Annotated in this window: 16 protein-coding genes; 7 read left to right on the top strand and 9 right to left on the bottom strand. The window is 68.5% G+C overall.

Annotated features, from left to right (window positions below):
* Positions 1-14 precede the first annotated feature (14 nt).
* The gene (locus tag CVV72_RS04775) at positions 15-1475 is read right to left on the bottom strand and encodes an MFS transporter (protein ID WP_255632522.1); all 1461 of its coding nucleotides are present in this window, start codon (positions 1473-1475) and stop codon (positions 15-17) included.
* An 8-nt stretch (positions 1476-1483) separates the two neighbouring features.
* Positions 1484-2209, bottom strand: coding sequence for an SDR family NAD(P)-dependent oxidoreductase (locus CVV72_RS04780; protein ID WP_219151210.1), 726 nt, complete (start codon positions 2207-2209; stop codon positions 1484-1486).
* A gap of 94 nt (positions 2210-2303) precedes the next feature.
* On the opposite strand from CVV72_RS04780, the gene CVV72_RS04785 reads away from it, so the two are divergent.
* Positions 2304-2867: a MarR family winged helix-turn-helix transcriptional regulator gene (locus tag CVV72_RS04785; protein WP_034314923.1), complete on the top strand. Its 564-nt coding sequence runs from the start codon at positions 2304-2306 to the stop codon at positions 2865-2867.
* A gap of 18 nt (positions 2868-2885) precedes the next feature.
* Here CVV72_RS04785 and CVV72_RS04790 read toward each other — a convergent pair whose 3' ends face one another.
* From CVV72_RS04790 to CVV72_RS04820, 7 genes are read right to left on the bottom strand one after another with little or no spacing between them, the layout of a single operon-like run.
* Positions 2886-4085 (bottom strand): 3-deoxy-7-phosphoheptulonate synthase, encoded by a 1200-nt coding sequence (locus tag CVV72_RS04790; protein ID WP_219151211.1) that lies wholly within the window; start codon positions 4083-4085, stop codon positions 2886-2888.
* Between the two features lie 28 nt (positions 4086-4113).
* Positions 4114-5523 carry an amidase gene (locus tag CVV72_RS04795; RefSeq protein ID WP_219151212.1) on the bottom strand — a complete coding sequence of 470 codons (1410 nt, stop codon included), beginning with the start codon at positions 5521-5523 and terminating at the stop codon, positions 4114-4116.
* Positions 5520-6536 (bottom strand): class I adenylate-forming enzyme family protein, encoded by a 1017-nt coding sequence (locus CVV72_RS04800; protein WP_219151213.1) that lies wholly within the window; start codon positions 6534-6536, stop codon positions 5520-5522. Before CVV72_RS04800 ends, CVV72_RS04795 begins: the two co-directional genes overlap by 4 nt.
* Positions 6533-6835: an acyl carrier protein gene (locus CVV72_RS04805; protein WP_219151214.1), complete on the bottom strand. Its 303-nt coding sequence runs from the start codon at positions 6833-6835 to the stop codon at positions 6533-6535. The genes CVV72_RS04800 and CVV72_RS04805 overlap by 4 nt, the downstream gene beginning before the upstream one ends.
* On the bottom strand, positions 6832-7239 hold the full coding sequence (locus tag CVV72_RS04810; RefSeq protein WP_034314916.1) for a hypothetical protein: 408 nt from the start codon (positions 7237-7239) through the stop codon (positions 6832-6834). Before CVV72_RS04810 ends, CVV72_RS04805 begins: the two co-directional genes overlap by 4 nt.
* A 27-nt stretch (positions 7240-7266) precedes the next feature.
* A complete protein-coding gene (locus CVV72_RS04815; protein WP_219151215.1) occupies positions 7267-9003 on the bottom strand; it encodes a prenyltransferase/squalene oxidase repeat-containing protein in 1737 nt (578 codons plus the stop codon).
* The gene (locus CVV72_RS04820; RefSeq protein WP_219151216.1) at positions 9000-10316 is read right to left on the bottom strand and encodes a phenylacetate--CoA ligase family protein; all 1317 of its coding nucleotides are present in this window, start codon (positions 10314-10316) and stop codon (positions 9000-9002) included. The genes CVV72_RS04815 and CVV72_RS04820 overlap by 4 nt, the downstream gene beginning before the upstream one ends.
* A gap of 389 nt (positions 10317-10705) precedes the next feature.
* Here CVV72_RS04820 and asnB point away from each other — a divergent pair, with 389 nt between their 5' ends.
* The 6 genes from asnB (at position 10706) to CVV72_RS04850 (ending at position 16926) form a co-directional block, all read left to right on the top strand.
* On the top strand, positions 10706-12535 hold the full coding sequence (gene asnB, locus CVV72_RS04825) for an asparagine synthase (glutamine-hydrolyzing) (RefSeq protein ID WP_219151217.1): 1830 nt from the start codon (positions 10706-10708) through the stop codon (positions 12533-12535).
* A 20-nt stretch (positions 12536-12555) separates the two neighbouring features.
* The gene (locus CVV72_RS04830) at positions 12556-13620 is read left to right on the top strand and encodes an ornithine cyclodeaminase (RefSeq protein ID WP_219151218.1); all 1065 of its coding nucleotides are present in this window, start codon (positions 12556-12558) and stop codon (positions 13618-13620) included.
* An 85-nt stretch (positions 13621-13705) separates the two neighbouring features.
* The gene (locus CVV72_RS04835) at positions 13706-14692 is read left to right on the top strand and encodes an iron-containing redox enzyme family protein (RefSeq protein ID WP_219151219.1); all 987 of its coding nucleotides are present in this window, start codon (positions 13706-13708) and stop codon (positions 14690-14692) included.
* Complete coding sequence (locus CVV72_RS04840) at positions 14692-14928, top strand: CDGSH iron-sulfur domain-containing protein (RefSeq protein WP_219151220.1); 237 nt, start codon at positions 14692-14694, stop codon at positions 14926-14928. The genes CVV72_RS04835 and CVV72_RS04840 overlap by 1 nt, the downstream gene beginning before the upstream one ends.
* A 28-nt stretch (positions 14929-14956) precedes the next feature.
* Positions 14957-15973 (top strand): pyridoxal-phosphate dependent enzyme, encoded by a 1017-nt coding sequence (locus CVV72_RS04845; RefSeq protein ID WP_219151221.1) that lies wholly within the window; start codon positions 14957-14959, stop codon positions 15971-15973.
* Between the two features lie 44 nt (positions 15974-16017).
* Positions 16018-16926 carry an ornithine carbamoyltransferase gene (locus tag CVV72_RS04850; protein WP_370641859.1) on the top strand — a complete coding sequence of 303 codons (909 nt, stop codon included), beginning with the start codon at positions 16018-16020 and terminating at the stop codon, positions 16924-16926.
* The last annotated feature ends 22 nt before the right edge of the window (positions 16927-16948 follow it).

Raw genomic sequence — 16948 nt, forward strand, 5'->3', positions numbered from 1 at the left:
TCGCGCTCCCTCCGTCACAGCTCGGCCGCCGTCCTCGAACGGCCGAGCACCCAGCTCAGCACCGCTGTCGCCACGGCGAGCATCGCCAGCACCGCGCAGGTCACGACGAACGCGTCGCCGAACTCGGCCGCGGGGATCGACGCCGTGTCCTGCGGATTGCGCCCCAGCGCGGCGCGGTAGACCGTGCCGATACCCGCGATCCCGACGGCCATCGCGGCCTGGGTGACGGTGTTCAGCACGCCCGAACCCGCCCCGGTCAGATCGGCGGGCACCTGGGCCATGGCGATGCCGACCAGCGGTGAGACCACCAGTCCCTGCCCGATCCCGGACAGCCCGATGGTGACCGCGAGCGCGATCGCCTGGGTGCCGGCGCCGGTCTGCACGATGAACGGCATCGGCAGGAAGCTCGCGGTCATCAGGAGCGCGCCGGTGATCAGCACCCGGGTTCCGTAGCGCTCGGCCAGCCGGCGTCCGGCCACCGACGCCACCGCGAACCCGACGCCCAGCGGCACGAACACCACGCCGGTGGCCAGCGGGTCCAGGTGCAGCGCGGACTGGAGGTAGTACGTCAGGACCAGGAAGTAGCCCGCGTTGCCGGCGAAGAACACCGTCACCGTCGCCATGCTGGCCGGAAACCCGCGCCCGCGAAGGACACGAGCCGGCAGCAGCGGATCCCCGCCGCGCGCGGCCAGCCTGTTCTCGTAGCGGAACAGGCAGAACGTCAGCAGCGCGGCGGCGGCGAAGCAGAGCCAGATCCACGGCGGCCAGCCGTGTTCCGGGCCGAGCGACAACGGGATCAGCAGGATCGGCAGCACGGACGCGGTGAGCACCGTCCCCACCATGTCCAGCGGCGCGGCGACCTCGCTTCGACTCTCCCGGACCGTCGACGGCGCGGCCAGCAGGATGAGCAACCCGATCGGCACGTTGATCAGGAAGATCGTCCGCCATTCCAGCCCGGCGACGTCCACGTTCAGGAGCAGGCCGCCGCCGATCAGCCCGGCGACGACCCCGAGCCCGATCACCGACCCGTAGGCGCCGATCGCCCGCTGCCGGTCCTCTCGCCGGGCGAAGGTGCCCTGGATGATCGACAGCACCTGGGGCATCAGGACGGCCGCCGCCGCGCCCTGCAGGACCCGCGCCACGATCAGGAGATTCGCCGTGGGGCACACCGCGCACAGCACCGAGGCGACGGTGAACGCCGCGACGCCGTACTGGAAGACCTTCTTGCGGCCGAAGCGGTCGCCGAGCTTCCCGCCGGTCACCATGCCGGCCGCGTAGGCGATCACGTAGCCGTCGATGACGAATTGGATCTGGCCGAAACTGGCGCCCAGATCCGCTTGGATCGGCGGGCTGGCCACGTTCACGATGAACATGTCGATCTGGCCCATGAACGTGGCCAGCAGGACCACCCCGATCCCGGCCCAGTCACGAGGACTCGGCACGGTGGAGGGGGAGGTGTCCGCGACGGCAACCATTCTCGTCCTTACCTGGTCGTGTGCGCGCCGCCGTTGACCCCGAGGGTCTGCCCGGTGATGTGCCGGGCGCCGGCGGAAGCGAGGAAGTACACCGTTTCGGCGATGTCGACGGGAACCCCGGCACGGCCGGTGCAGGTCGCGTCGACCAGTTGCCCGGCCCGTTCGGCGGGGAGCTTGTCCCGGAAGAACTCGGTCTCCCGGATGTAGCCGGGCGCGACCACGTTCGTGGTGATCCCGCGGGCGCCGAGCCGCCGGGCGAGGTCGACGTTCCACGACGCCAGCCCTGCCTTGGCCGCGCCGTAGGATCCGGCGCCCTGGTCGGCGGCGATGGACCCGATGTGGATCACCGCCCCGCCTTCGGCCAGCCTGCTCTCCACCGCGGTGGTGGTCAGCACCGCGCTGATCAGGTTGGCATCCAGATTGGCCCGCCAGTGCGCGAGGACTCCGGCGAGTCCCTCCTGGTCGGGGAGATCGAAATCGGTGTTGCCGCCCGCGTTGTTGACCAGTACGTCGATCGGCCCGTCCAGTTCGGCGAGCGCGGTGGTCACCTGTTCGGGATCGGTGCTGTCGCAGACGAGCGGCCGGACCGACGAGCCCAGCTCGGCCGCAGCCGAGACCAGTACGTCCTTGCGCCGTCCGGTGATGTGCACGACGGCGTCCGACGCCGCGAATCGCGCCGCCACGGCCCTGCCGATGCCGGTGCCCCCACCGGTGACCAGGATTGTCCGAGTCATCTAGCCTCCTTCGTGTTCGCCGGTCCAAACTCACGTTTAGGCCTAAATGATAGGCTGTGCGCCGAGCAGCCGACAACCGCGGTGGAGGTCTGGGATGAGTACAGCGTCCGAAATGGACCCCACGCCGGACGCCGCGGACGAGATCGAGGCGGCGTGGCAGCGCGAGCGGCCCGGAACGTCGACGGAATCCATCGGCATCGTGACCAGGGTGTGGCAGCTCGCCAAGTTGTTCGGCGAGGACCGTCGCCGCGTCCTTCTCGACTCCGATGTCGATTCGGCCACCCTGGACCTGCTGAGCGTGCTCCGGCGCAGTTCCCCGCCGTACTCGCTGACGACCAGGGAGCTGGCGAGGTTGACCCTGGTCACGGCGGGAGCGATCTCGCAGCGGGTGGCCCGCGCGGAACGCGAGGGACTGGTCGAGCGGCACACCGAACCGCCCGGCCGGAGTGTGTACGTGACACTGACCCCGGCCGGGCACGCACTGGTGGAGCAGACCGTCGATCGGGTGCTGGAGCGGGAACTCGAACTGGTCTCCGGGCTGAGCGAAGAGCAGCGGGCCCAGCTCGCCTCACTGTTGCGGGTGCTGCTCGCCGAGGTCCAGAGCCGCTGCGACGATCACGGCGTCTCCCACGTCGGCGATGTCGGTACGGCGCTCTGAACCCGCCACGCAGGGGATTCAGAGCAACCGGGTGAAATGCCGGACGACCTGCTGCGCCTGAACCGGGTTCAGGCGGGGATCGCAGGCCGACTCGTACCTGTCCAGCTCCAGCGTGCCGGTCAGCTCGGCCGCCGTGTCCACGCATTCGGTCACCGGATCGGGGCTCACTTCGAGGTGGAGCCCGCCGGGGTGGACCCCGTGCTCTCGCAAGATCCGGCAGAAGTGCCCGACCTCGGCCTGGATCTCGGTCACCACCCGGGTCTTCTGCCCGGCCGCCGTCTTCCTGGTGTTGCCGTGCATGGGATCGCAGAGCCAGGTCACTTGCCCGGCCGCCGTGCCGAGCGCGGCCACCAGCGCGGGGAGCCTGCCCGCGATCTTCTCCGCGCCCATGCGGATGATGAGGCTCAGCCTGCCCCGGCGATGCCCGGTGGTCAGCCGGTCGACGATCGCGATCAGTTCCTCCGGGGTCGCGTTCGGGCCGATCTTCACTCCGACGGGGTTGGTGATCCCTTTGGCGAACGCGAGATGCGCGTGGTCGAGCTGCCGGGTGCGTTCACCGATCCACACCATGTGGGCAGACGAGGCGTAGATGCCGCCGCGGGCCTGATCCTGCCGGAGCAGCGCGTGCTCGAAATCCAGCAGCAGGGCTTCGTGGCTGATGTAGGTCGGTGCCAGCATCGAGCTGATTCCGCTACCGCCTTCGGAAAGCAGCAGCTGCCGCATGAACAACGCGTCCAGGCCCTTCGCCGCGAGGTCGTAGGCGGTCAGCATGCGCGCCGGATCGGCTCGCCTCGCCGCGGCGGTGGGACTCACGCCGTTCACCGCGTCGCCGCGGTAGACCGGGATTTCCGTGCCGTCCGGCAGGATTTCCGTGGCGCAGGAACGGGGTTTGGCGAACTGTCCGGCGAACCGGCCGATCCGGACGGTCGGCACTCCGGCGGATTCGGCGGTTTCGCAGAGGTGGTGCAGCAGGGAAGCCTTGGCCTGGACCCGGTGCCGCGCCGAGTCGGAGAACAGCTCGGCACAGTCCCCGGCCTGGATCACCACGGCTTCCCCGCGGGCGACGAACTCGAGTTCGCCTGCCAGCGCGTAACACGAATGCGCGTCGACGAGCGGCGGCCTGGCGCGCAATGCGGTCCGCACGGCGGCCAGCTCCTCCGGCGCGGACCAGTCGGGTTGGTGGGCGGCGGCGATTTCCAGCACTGCGTGGGGGAGCATCACGGTCTCCTGATGTGGTGGGTGGTGATCACGCGGGGCGAAGTCCGGGCGGTTTCAGGCGCCGCTGTACCCGCCGGGCGAGCTCGATCAGCCGTTCTTCGCTGCCGGGCGGGCCGACGATCTGCACCCCGAGCGGCGCGCGGTTCACCCGGCTGAGCCGGGCGGGCACGGCGACGGCGGGCAATCCGGCGAAACTGGCGATCGGGGTGTACCCGATCCGCCGGTCGTAATCGGCTTCGCCAGGGGCGGGAATGGTGGTGGCCACGGGACGGCCGGTCCGCAGATCGGGCGGGGGAGAGGGATCCAGCGGCAGCAGCCAGGCGTGCGTGTGCTCACCGAAGCGGGCGGCGTTCCGCTGACGGCAGGAGTGCATCGCGTCGAGGATCTCCGTGTACTGGCCGTCGGACACCCGTGCGCCGACTTCCAGCGCCTGCTCGGTGCTTTCGTGCACCGGCACGGTGATCCAGTGCCGCCACTCCCGGTAGCCGTCCCACGCCTGCCGCGCACACAGCTGCCAGGCGTCGCCCCGGCGCTGCCAGAGTTCGTCGTCCACCCGCAGGTCGGCCAGGTCGTGGCCGTCGTCGGCCAGCGCGGCGCCGACCAGATCGAGGGTTTCCAGCATCTCCGGGGCGCATGAGCCGTCTCGCACGTTGGCGGGCACGCCGATGCGGTACCGGGCGGGCGTCGGCTGCCCGGCCGAGCCGAGCAGGGAGCCCATACCCAGGCGCTGCCACAGGAACGCGAGGTCTTCGGCCGTGCGCGCCACCCAGCCGACCGCGTCCATCGGCGGTGACAACGGGAAGATGCCGTGCAGCAGCCCAGGATCGTGGGTCATGCGCAAGCCGACGGTGCCGCAGTGCCCGGCGGGCCACCGCACCGATCCGAGGACGTCCGTGCCCATCGCGAGATCACACAGATGGGCGGCGACGGAGACACCCGCGCCGGTACTCGAACCGGCGGGGTCGATATGCGGGAACCAGGGGTTCACGCAGCCGGATCCGACGCCGATGTTCAGTTCGGTGCTCACGACCTTGCCGATCACCAGATCCTCGACACCGGCGAGCCGGGAGAGCGCCCGTGCCGTCGCGGCCGGATGGTGCCGGTAGTGGCGCAGCCCCAGCGAAGTGGGCAGGCCGGCGACGTCGATGGTGTCCTTGACGCCGACGCGGATCAGCGGCGTACCCGCGCTCGGCGTCCGCCTCGTGGTGACGGCCCGGTATCGGGCGTCGGCCACGGAGTACCAGGTTTCGTTCTGCTCCGTCCATTTCCGGTCGTCCCACTCGCCCCGGTCATGCAGCTCACATCGTTCGGCGAGGGGCAGCTCCAGCAGATCGGGCAGCTCCGGCCGGTCGTCCGGGTAGGTGATACCGGCGTTCTCCGCGTAGCCGTTCAGCGACGAGGCGGGATCGGACGGGAGCGGCCGGGACGCCGCGCTCATCGGCTCGCCCCTTCCAGCGCCGCCACGGGTTCTTGCTGCGTGAGCGCGTACAAGGCGGTGACCGCGATCTTCCCGGTCGCGGTCCGGGGGATGCGCCGGACCTGGTGCATCGCGCGCGGTGGGGTGACGTCGTGCATGACCGTCCGCAGCCGCTCGACGAGCTGACGGCGGGAGAGCTCCCGATCGAGGCTGTAGAACAGTTCGTAATGCTCGGCGCGGACGGGATCGTGCACAGGCAGGCAGGCGACGTCCAGGCCGTCGACCGAGTTCCGCAGCGCGGTCGCGAGTTCTTCCAGGTTCACCCGCTCCCCGTTCACCTTGATCAGCGCCGAGGCCCGTCCGTGGAACTCGAACGAGCGCTCGTCACGGTGGATCACGTCGGGCAGCCGCCACGTTTCCGGCCGGACCGTCATGTCGCTGCGGCGGGCCAGCCGCGGGCTCCGGATGTGGAGCCACTGTCCGGGACTCTCACCGGGATCGGCGAACTCGACGTCGGGCAGGAGCTGCCAGCGCCCCGCCTCGGCGCCCGAGGGCGCGATGTCCCGGTACGCGATCCCACCGGTTTCGGTCGACCCGAACAGCTCGACCGCGCGGAAACCGGTGCCGGACAACGCGGACACCACCTCGCCGGTGGCCTGCACCGTCGGCCCGGTCCCGTGTAGGGCGACCGCCGAGGGCAGCGCCTCGAGCTGGCCGAGCAGATGACGCAGCACCAGCCAGCTCGACGGCAGGCAGACGAACAGCGTCCGCTTCTTCTCCACCTCCGGTGGCAATCCGGTGGGCGCGTGGGTGAGGTGATGCACGGGAACGCCGCGGATCTCCGGCAGGACCTGCGCGAACAACCGGCCGAACAGATGCTCTACCGGCGCGAAGCTGACGATCTGCTCGATCTCGCCGACGAGTTCGTCCGCGATGAGCTCCGCCTCGGCCCGGAGCTGGCCGGGGGTGCGCAGCCACACGGCTGGTGAACCCGTGTGCCCGGAGGTGCGGAACTCGATTTCCGTCGAGGTCATCGAGGCCCTCCGAACACGGCCTGGTCTTCCAGCTGGGAGTGGACGAATTCGGCGATGCGGTCCAGTTGCGCGAAGGTGTAGCGGACATCGTGTTCGACGAAGTCGACCTCGATGTCGAATTCCTTTTCCATCGCGGTGACGCATTCCATCGCGCCGAGGCTGTCGTAGCGGTCGCCGAGTGTTTCCGGGAGCGGCGCGTCGGCGGGAAGGTCGTTGATCTCCGGGCCGAACAAAGCGGCCAGTACGGCCCTCGTCCGGGTCTGCAGGGTTTCGAGGGTGGGCACGGAGGATAAGGTCATCGGTTTCCCCTCAGTGTGGCGTCCGCGCGACGGAGTCGTCCCTCGGCGCCGAAGTACACGGATTCCTTGGGTGTGGGCCGGAATTCCAGGTAGAAGAACGGAGTTCCGGTGGTCATGCCGAGCGAGTCGGCGAGTACGGCGGCCAGTTCCTCGTAGAAGGCTTCGTCGCGTCCGACGGACACGCAGCAGACGACACTCGCGTGGTGCAAACCTTCGTCTTCGTGCGGAAGGGCTTCGATCGGCAGGCCGCCGACGAACACCGTGCCCTCCTCGGTCCGTTCGAACCGCACGACCACGTGCCTGCGGTCGCTGTCGTGTTCGGCGAACCATCGGGTCAGCCGGACGGCGATGGCCCGGCGTTCCACAGTGGACAGCGCCGTCGTGCGAATGGTGATGGTGGGCATGATTTCCCCAGGATGGAAGGATTTCCCTCAGGACAGGGTGAGCGCGGGAAGGTCCGCCCGCCGCCCGGTGCTCCGTTCGCGAAGCAGCGCGCCGAGACAGTCGGCGAGCACTCCGCCACCGGCCGGAGCGAGCGGCGTCCACCCGGTCCCGTCCGGCCTGGTGAGCCGGTCCAGGAAGACGTTCAGCCGGGCGAAATCCACGGGAACCCGCTGCCGGTCCGCGGTCACCACCGCTTCGTAGGTGCTCAGCAGATCCGGCATCCGCGAACCCTCGTTGGCGAATCCGCCGCTGCGCACCCGGTGCCGGTCGAGCAGGTCGGCCAGTTCGCCGGGCGTGGTCCGGCCCAGTTGTTCCAGGACCCGCGACGCCTGCAACCCGGCCCGGAGCGTGGGAAGCGCGCCCGGCACGTGCCGATACCCGTGTTCGTCACGGCAGCCGAGGACGAACTCCGCCAGCCGCTCGGCGGACAGCACTTCGGCGACCGGGATCCCGAGCAGCCGCAAGGTCTCCACCGCCGCCGCGGTGGAGACCAGATCCGATCCCCGGCCTTCCCAGTAGCCGAAACCACCGTCCGGGTTCTGCAGCGTCGCCAGCCAGTCCGCGATCTCGCGCGGCGCGGCGGGATCGGCCTCGGCCGCGCCCGCCGCGATCGCCCACAGCGTGCATCGCACTTCGCTGCCGCGGGCGGGCATGTACATGACCCCGCCCTCGTTCGGCAGACGGCAGCCGGCCAGCCAGGTACGCCACTCGTGCTGTCGCGGGTCTTCACCCGGCGACAGCAAGGCGGTGGCCGCGGTGCTCAACGCGTCCCCGGCGTGTTCCGGTTCGCGATAGGTGAACCCACCGGAGGGGCAGGCCAGCTCGCGCAGCCGGTGGAGTACCGGGCCGGCGTGCGGGCCGGTGTCCGCGCCCAGGGCCCGCAGCGAGCCGATCGCGCAGAAGGAGGCCCAGACGTCGGCGACGTCGTAACCGGCCCATCGGACGAACGCGCCGTCGGACGACCGGCGGTCGAGGATCCAGTCGAGACAGCGTTGCCGCTCGGCCGGGGCCGCGCCCAGCGTTTCGAGCGCGGCCGTCGCCCGGTAGGTGGCCCACAGGCACGGGGTGTCCGCCGACGGGCCGAACCGGAATCCGCCCTCGGCCTGTTGCTGTTCCCTCAGCCAGCGCACCAGCGCGGGACGGTCCCAGGGAAAGGGCACATCCGGTTCCACGGCCCGTAAAGCCCGCCAGGACATCACGCCGTAGAAGCAGGCTCGGACGTCGGATGCCATCGTTCCGGCGTGCTCGGGCGACCAGCCGAGACCGCCGTCCGGCGCCTGCAGCGCTCGCAGCCAGCTCACCAGCCGATCCGGGTCCGGCGGCGCCTCCCGGCACACTTCCACCATGGTGCGCACCGAAAAATGCGTGGCCCAGACATCGGGGGCCTGGCCGGGCAGCATGGCGTACGCGGCACCGGACCAGGTCCGGCGCAGCCAGTCGCGTGTCGTGCCCAGCTTGGGGATCTCGGCACCGAGCTCGGCCATCGCCTGGGTGCAGTAGAACGTCGCCCACGCGTCGGACGCCATGCCCTTGCTCCAGGCGTAACCGCCGTCGGTGTTGCGGCGGCTGCCAAGATAGTCCAGCGTGGCGGCGCGGCCGGGCAGGTCGGCGGTCCGATCCAGCCACGAAGCCGTGCGGACGGCGGCGTAGGTACACCACAGATCCGCTTCACCGGTGGTGACGGCGCTCCCGATCGGTGCGTGGGGAGCGAGGCGCACGGTCATCCGCGCGCCCCCACTACCCGGAAGTTCGACCGTTTCCAGCTCTTCTGCGACGCCCCGCTCTTGGTACTGGCGGGCAGCTGGTTGACGAAGAGCACTTCGTCCCATTCCAGGCCAAGCACCTCGCGGGAAGAGTGCTGGAGCCGGTCGGCCATCGTCGCTTCCCCCGCCCGGTCCCAGTGCACGTCCCGTTCCAGGATCAACCGGGCGAACGCCCCCGGCGCGTCGGTCTCCATCAGGTAGCCGGTCGCCTCGGTCTCGCCGTAGACCACCTCTTCGACCGCGCGCACGGTGAGTTTCGCGCCGCGTACGGCCACGGCGTCCGAACCGCGCCCGACGACTTCGATCACCGGGGCCTCGTCACCGCAGCCGCAGCGGACGCCCATCCGCACGTCGTCCCCGGTGTCCAGCCGCAACACGCATCGGGCATGAAGATTGAGCGGGGTGACCACGAGTCGCCCGGTGCCGCTTTCCGGCAGGGGGCGGACCGTTCCGTCGTCGTCGGCGAGTTCGAAGTAGTTGGTCGCGGTCAGCAGATGCAAGCGATCCCGGGTACAGCCGGCGGCGAGGGTGCCGGTCTCCGTGCTGCCGTAGCTCGCGTCGAGTACGGAGGCGTCCCACCACCGGCCGAGACGGGTCCGGAACGGCGCGGTGCTGACCTCGCCGAGCAGCATCATCCGGTGCACGTCGGCGCTCAGTTCCGCCAATAGCCCGCGTTGTTTGACCAGCCTGCTGAACTGCAGTGCCACTCCGGGCGCGGCGAAAACGGTGGTCGGCCGGAACGACCGGCACAGTCCGATCAGCCGGTCCCAGTCGGAGATCCCGGTCGCGAAGGGATAGGCCCGGGTGTGCGGCCGCCCGAGGTACTCGCAGACACCGACGATAAGGTCCGCCACCGGCACGATGTCCGAGGGCAGCATAATCAATACACGTTCATTTTCCGGCAACAGATCTCGCCATGCTTCCGCCACCGAAACGGTGTTCCAGATTATGTCCTCCGCCAGTCTCGGCGTCGGCGTCGGCAGCCCGGTGGTGCCGGTCGTTTCATAATACTTCGCCGCCGCGTCGACCGAGGCCGCAAGGAATTCATGCGGGTTTTCCTTGAGGTGACGCTTGCTGGTCGTGCCGAGTTCTTCGAACCTGGTGAAGGAGTACGCCGGCAGGCCGGCGTAGGCTTCGGTCTGTCCTGCCCGCCGCCAGGTTTCGGCGAGTTTTCGCAGGTAGAAGTCTTTTTCCGGCAGGCTCCGCTGCTGCTCGCGGATCTCGTTCCCTGCCTGCTCCATCAGCCGCAAGCGATCGCTGCTGTTGATGATCAAGGACAATTCCTCCCCAGGAAATAAAGCTCAATCGATGATCCGCTCGTGTCCCCATGGCGATTCAATCGCCGGTCGAGTTTAGCACTAAACACCGAACTGTCGCAAGTTGTCCGGCGAGTCATCGCCGGTTGTCCCAATCACCGCCGACGTCACTCTGGTGGCGGTACGGGCCCTGTTGGGCGCTGAGTACAGTCCTCGCCAGATGAATTACCGGCAGTCGTCGGCGTGCGCTCGTCTGCACTATATCGCCGCCCTGGTCGGTGAAACACCCACTTTCGTTCGCCCGGTCGCGCCGAGCCAATAAGACGTGTCGCGAAGGTGAACGACTCATCGTGGCTGCGTACAGGCGAATCGAACAGACCCAGCATGCCTCTAAGACAGGGAGCGTCATGTGCGGAATCGCCGGCTGGATCGATCTCAGCCGTCCCACCGAGTGGAAGGAAGCGGATCTCGAACGCATGACCCGTACGCTTGTCCGCCGCGGCCCGGACGACGAAGGGCTGTGGGCGGACGAGCATGTGGGACTCGGCCACCGCAGGCTGGCCGTTCTCGACGTGCGCAGGGGCGTCCAGCCGATGATCGCGGGCTCGGCCGAGCAGCCCCACGCCGTGCTCTGCTACAGCGGAGAGGTCTACAACTTCCGTGAGTTGCGGTCGGAACTGGCGGCGCGCGGGCACGTCTTTCGAACCCATGGCGACACCGAAGTCGTGCTCAACGCCTATTTGGAGTGGGGCGAGAGCTTCGTCGAACGGCTCACCGGGATGTTCGCCTTCGCGTTGTGGGACCCCCGTGCACGGAGGCTCCTCCTCGTCCGGGACCGGCTGGGCATCAAACCCCTGTACTACGCCCGGACCGGCGACGCGGTGCTGTTCGCGTCCGAGCCGAAGGCGGTGCTCGCCCACCCGGAGTTCACCGCCCGGCTCGACCACCAGGGGCTCGCCGATCTGCTGGGGCTGGTCAAGACTCCCGGCGTGACCCCGTTCCGCGACCTGTACGAGGTGCCGCCGGGTCATGTCCTCACCGTCGACGGCAACGGCAGCCGCTTGACCCGCTACTGGGCATTGCCGACCATTCCGCACGAAGACGACATCGTGGACACGGTCGCCCACGTTCGAGAACTGCTCTTCGACATCGTGCGGGGGCAGCTGATCACCGACGTACCACTGTGCACCCTGCTGTCCGGTGGCCTGGACTCGAGTGCGCTGACGGCCATCGCCACCGACGTCCTCGGCAAAGCGGGGGAGGGGCCGGTCCGTTCGTTCTCCGTGGACTTCGTCGGCAGCGCGGACCACTTCCGGGCCAGTGAATTCCGGCCGGAACGGGACAATCCGTACGCGCTCCAGGTCGTCGACCATCTCGGTACGGCACACCGGACCATCGAACTGGCGGACGAAGCCCTTACCGAGGACGGAAATCGCGACGCCGTCCTCGGCGCGCACGACCTTCCGCTCACCTTCGGCGACGTCGACACTTCGCTGTACTTGCTCTTCTCGGCCATCCGCGAACAGTCGACCGTCGCGCTGTCCGGCGAATCCGCGGACGAGGTGTTCGGCGGCTACAACTGGTTCCACGATCCGCGCGTGGTCGGTACGGCGGACTTTCCCTGGCTCAGCACCATGCAGTTCGTCCCGGAGCGGATGCTGACCGCCGAGTTCCGCGAGCACACGAGGTTCGGGGAGTACCGGGCCGATCGCTACCGGGAGGCGATCGGCGAAGTCGAGTACCTGCCGGGAGAGGACGCGCAGGATCGGCGGATGCGCGAGTTCGGTCATCTGCACCTCACGCGCTGGTTGCCTGTCCTGCTGGACCGCAAGGACCGGCTCAGCATGGCCGCCGGTCTCGAGGTGCGGGTGCCCTTCTGCGACCACCGGCTGGTCGAGTACGTGCACAACATCCCGTGGAAGATCAAGACCTACGACGGCAGGGAAAAGAGTGTGCTCCGTGGCGCGTCGGCGGGACTGCTGCCCGACTCGGTCCTGAACCGGAAAAAGAGCCCGTATCCCACCACCGCGGACACCCGGTACGAACGGGATCTGCGACGGCGGGTGGGCACCCTGCTCGCGGAAAACCGGTCACCGGCGCTGGACATCGTCGACGCGGGAGCCCTCCGCGAGTTGTTGAGCAGGCCCGAGGGCCACTTCGACACCCAGCTCCGGCGCAACCCGCTGGAAACCGCCTTGAGCCTCGCCCAGTGGTACCGGGAGCAGTGGAACTCGTGATCGTCCCGACGGGAGGAAAGATGGAGAACCGGTGGCTCGCGGACGTACTCGCCAGGCCCGTTCCGGAGTCGGTGCGGTTCCTGGGCCGGGCCGAGGTCGTGGAATGCCTGGCACGGATCGACGTCGTGGCCGCGGTCAAGGACGCGCTGGTGAGTCATCACCACGGCCGGACGATCCTGCCGAGTGAGGCGTACCTGTCCTGGACCAATCAGCACGGCGCCTACAGCCGCTCGATCGGCATGCCGGGCGCGGTGCTCGAACAGGGCGGCGAAGCCGCCTACGGCATGAAGATCATCAACGCCAGTGTGTCGAATCCGGAGTTCGGCCTGGAACGGGCCGGTGGCCTCGGGCTCTGCTTCGATCCGCGGACGGCGCGGGTCACCGCGGTGATGGAGGTCGGCGTGCTCAGCGCCGTGCGGACGGCCGCCGTGACCGCGATCGCCGTCGAAGCCACCGGGTACGGGTCGGCTCGCTCGCTGGCCGTCGTGGGGTGCGGAACGCAGGCGCGGGTGCATCTCGCCCTGCTGCTCGCGAGATGCCCGGAGCTGAGGCGGATCACCTTGTGCGACGTGCGACGGCCGGTGGCCGAAAACCTCGCCGGTGAACTCGTTTCCCGGCACCCGGGAGTTTCGTTCTCCGTCGCGGCCACCCCCGCCGAGGCGATGGCCGACGCGGAAATGGCGCTGTTCCTGACCACCGTCTCCGAGGGGTATGTGCGGCCGGACTGGGTGCGTCCCGGATCGCTTCTGCTCAACGTCTCGCTCGGCGACCTGACCGACGAGGTCCTCGCCGGCGCCTCCGCCCTCGTCGTCGACGACGTTCAGCTGATCGTCGAGAATCCGCGGCGGCCGCTGGGGCGGCTGATCAACGAGGGAAGGATCGCCGCGAAGGCGCAGGCGGACCGGCCCTCGATCACCGCGACGATCGGCGAACTGCTCTCCGGCGACATGCTCTCGGAGCGGCCGGACACCGGCTACGTCGTCGTGAATCCTTTCGGGCTCGGCATTCTCGATGTCGCGCTGTTCGGTGCGGTACTGCGCCGGGCGAGCAGCGCGAGTATCGGCCAGGTCCTGGAGCTCGTCTGACCGGGCCGTCGTGGCCCGTCGGAACCTTCACCGTCATCGATTTCACAGGGGAGTTCAGGTGCGGTTGCCCAACCAACGTGGCCCGGTGAGCGAAATCCTCATCCGTGCCTTCCATCACCCGCCGGAGGCGGAGGACGAATCGGCTCTGGAGGCGATTTCGGCGAGCGAGATCGAATCCCTCTCCGACGAGGATCTGCAGCTGAGTCTGTTCCTGTGTTACGGGCTCCAGTACTGCCTGTTCGGCGAAACGGCGCAACACTGGGAATGGGAGACCTCCCTGATCGGGTTGCGGAAGCGGCTGGAAGTCCGCTTCGCCCGCGAACTCAGGGAAACCGCGGGACAGCTCCCGGTGGTGGACGTGGAGAAGCTTCCCGAGTTTCTGATGGACCTCGGGAAGCCGAGCCCTGGCCGTTCTCTTTCGCGCTACCTCAAGCAGGACGCGACGATGGAGCAGTTCCAAGAGTTCCTCATGCACCGCTCCGTCTACAGTCTCATGGAAGCGGACCACCACAGCCTCGTCATCCCGCGCGTCCGCGGCGGCGGCAAACCGGCACTGGTGGAGATCCAGGCCGACGAGTACGGGGGCGGGATCCCCGGCCGCCTGCATTCCCAATTGTTCGAGCTGACGCTGAACGAGCTCGGAATGCTCACCGAATTCGGCTCGTACTTCGAGGACGTCCCGGCTTGTTCGCTGACGACGGTGAACGTGATATCGTATTTCGGGACCTACGGTCGGCACCGGGGTGCGATGCTCGGAAATCTCGCGATGACGGAAATCGGCTCGCACTACGTGAATCGCAATTTCCGGAACGGGCTGCAGCGGCTGAACGGCTCGGACGATTCGTGGCTGTTCTTCCAGGAGCACATCGTGGCCGACGCCGTCCACGAGCAGCTCGCCGCCTACGACATGTGCGGCCGTTTCGTACGGGACAATCCGCGCGAGGTGTCCGACATGGTCTTCGGTGCCGTCGTGACGGCCGAGCTGGGCGCGCGGGCCAACGAACACATGCTTTCGTCCTGGGAACGCGGTGAGTCCTCTCTCCGCGGCGCGGCCTCCGTGGCCGCCGGCTGATGGACGGGCAGGGAGGGCGGCGGCCCGCGCCGGCCACCGTCGTGGTGTGCCAGGACGGCCCGGTCATCATCCGCGGGGACTACGACCTGCGCAGCCAGACCGACGAACCGATAGATCCGCAGCGCAAGACCATCGCGCTCTGCCGGTGCGGACGTTCACTGCAGAAGCCGTTCTGCGACGGCAGCCATATCTGGGCGAAGGGCGTCGGCAATGGAGATCGAACGAACCGGACGTGACCAGTGATCCTGGTACGAGGGGGAGGAAATGACGTTGCCCGTTGAACTGCACGGCCCGGTGCCGGGCAGAACCCCGACGTTGAACGCCGTGACGAGGTATCGCGGCAGGACGACGAATCTCTGGTTGAAACTGGAACAGGAGAATCCATTCGGGTCCATCAAGGACAGAGTGGCGTACTCGCTGCTTTCCTCGATCTTCGAGTCGGGTGTGCTCTGCGGAGGGATCATCGAGTCGACGTCCGGAAACCTGGGCGTCGCGCTGGCGAGGTATGCCCAGATCTGCGGCGTGGAATTCACGGCCGTCGTCGATCCGCGGACGTCGCGCAAGCTCGTGCGGCAGATGCGGAGCGCGGACGCGAAGATCGTGGAAGTGACCGAACCCGACGAGACGGGCGGCTACCTGCTTTCCCGGCTCGCCTACATCCGTGACCGGATGGCCGTCGAGGATCTGCTCGTGTGGCCGAACCAGTACGAGAATCCGGCCAACCCCCGCGCGCATTCCGAAGGGACCGCGCCGGAGATCTTCTCCACCGTTCCCCGGGGCGAACTCGATGTCTTCCTCGGTGTGTCGACCGGTGGGACCGTTCGCGGGTTCACGGACTACGTCGAGCGGAACAGGCTGTCCTGGCGGTGCGTCGCGGTGGACGAGGTGGGATCCGTCGCGCTCGGTGGTCCGCCGGCGACTCGCTGCCTGAACGGGATCGGCGCGAGCCGGAGCTCGTCCTTCGTCGACGGGCGGGCCTGCCTGAACGTGAAGGTGACCGCCGCCGAAGCGGTGGCCGCGTGCGACTGGGTCGCGAGCGAACTGGGTGTCCGGGTCGGCGGCAGCTCGGGAGCCGCCGTGGCCGGTGCCGTGCGGTGGATCCGCGAGGGGCTCGGCGCGGAGCACGTGGTCGTCGTCTGTCCGGACGGCGGCGACCGATACGAGGACACGATCTATTCACCTGGCTGGCGCCGAGCGAAGGAGCTCACCGCGCGGGCGGACATGGAATTCCCCGAGGTGTGCTCGGCGCGGGTCGTGGACAATTCGCTGGTCTTGCTCTGAAGACAGGGGTACTTCGCATGGTGGGTTTTCTTTCTCTCGATGACGTGGACACCGACGAGCTGCACGAGATCGTCGGACGGTCGGCCGCTGTGCTCGACCAGCCGGAGCCCTTGGAGCAAAGGTTGTCCGGGAAGGTACTCGGTGTCTACTTCGCCAAGACTTCGACGCGGACGCGGACCGCTTTCTCGACGGCCGCGCTGCGGCTCGGGGCTTCGATCGTCCAATACGGTCCCGGCGATCTCCAGCTCAACACCGGTGAATCCCTGCACGACACCGGCCGGATGTTCGGCGCGATGCTCGACGGACTGGTGATGCGCACCGCGGGCCCGCTCGAGGACATGCGGGTGGTGGCCCGCAGCGGGGGATTGCCCGTCGTCAACGCGATGGCCGCCCAGGAACACCCGACTCAGGGTGTCTGTGACGCCGCGGCGATGCTCCGGCACTTCGGCCGGGTGGACGGCTTGTCGGTGTTGTACGTCGGCGAGGGGAACAACACCGCCGTGGCGTTGGGCAAGATCTTGAGCACCTATCGCGATGTCACGGTGGTTTTCGCCACCCCGAAGGGATACGGGCTCGACGCCGCGCTGCTCGATTCGTTGCGCGAGAAGGGCGCGGAGTCGGGTTCACGGTTCGTCGAGACCCACGATCTCGATACGGTCGGCATCACGGCCGACGTCGTCTACACGACTCGCTGGCAGACCACGGGCACGGCGAAGCCGAGCGCGGACTGGCGGGAGGACTTCCGTCCGTTCCATGTGGACGACGAGGTCATGGCCCGGTGGCCGGAGGCGGTTTTCATGCACGACCTGCCCGCGCACCGTGGCGACGAGGTCAAGGGATCGGTGCTCGACGGAGAACGTTCGATCGCCTGGGAGCAGGCGCGGATGAAGTACGGCAGCGCGGTCGCGATCCTGGAATGGATCTACCGGGATTCCGGGCAATCGGCTCGGTGAACATTTTCGACTGAACGACGTG

The sequence above is a fragment of the Amycolatopsis sp. TNS106 genome, from assembly GCF_019330265.1.
GTDB classification, from domain to species: Bacteria; Actinomycetota; Actinomycetes; order Mycobacteriales; family Pseudonocardiaceae; genus Amycolatopsis; species Amycolatopsis lurida.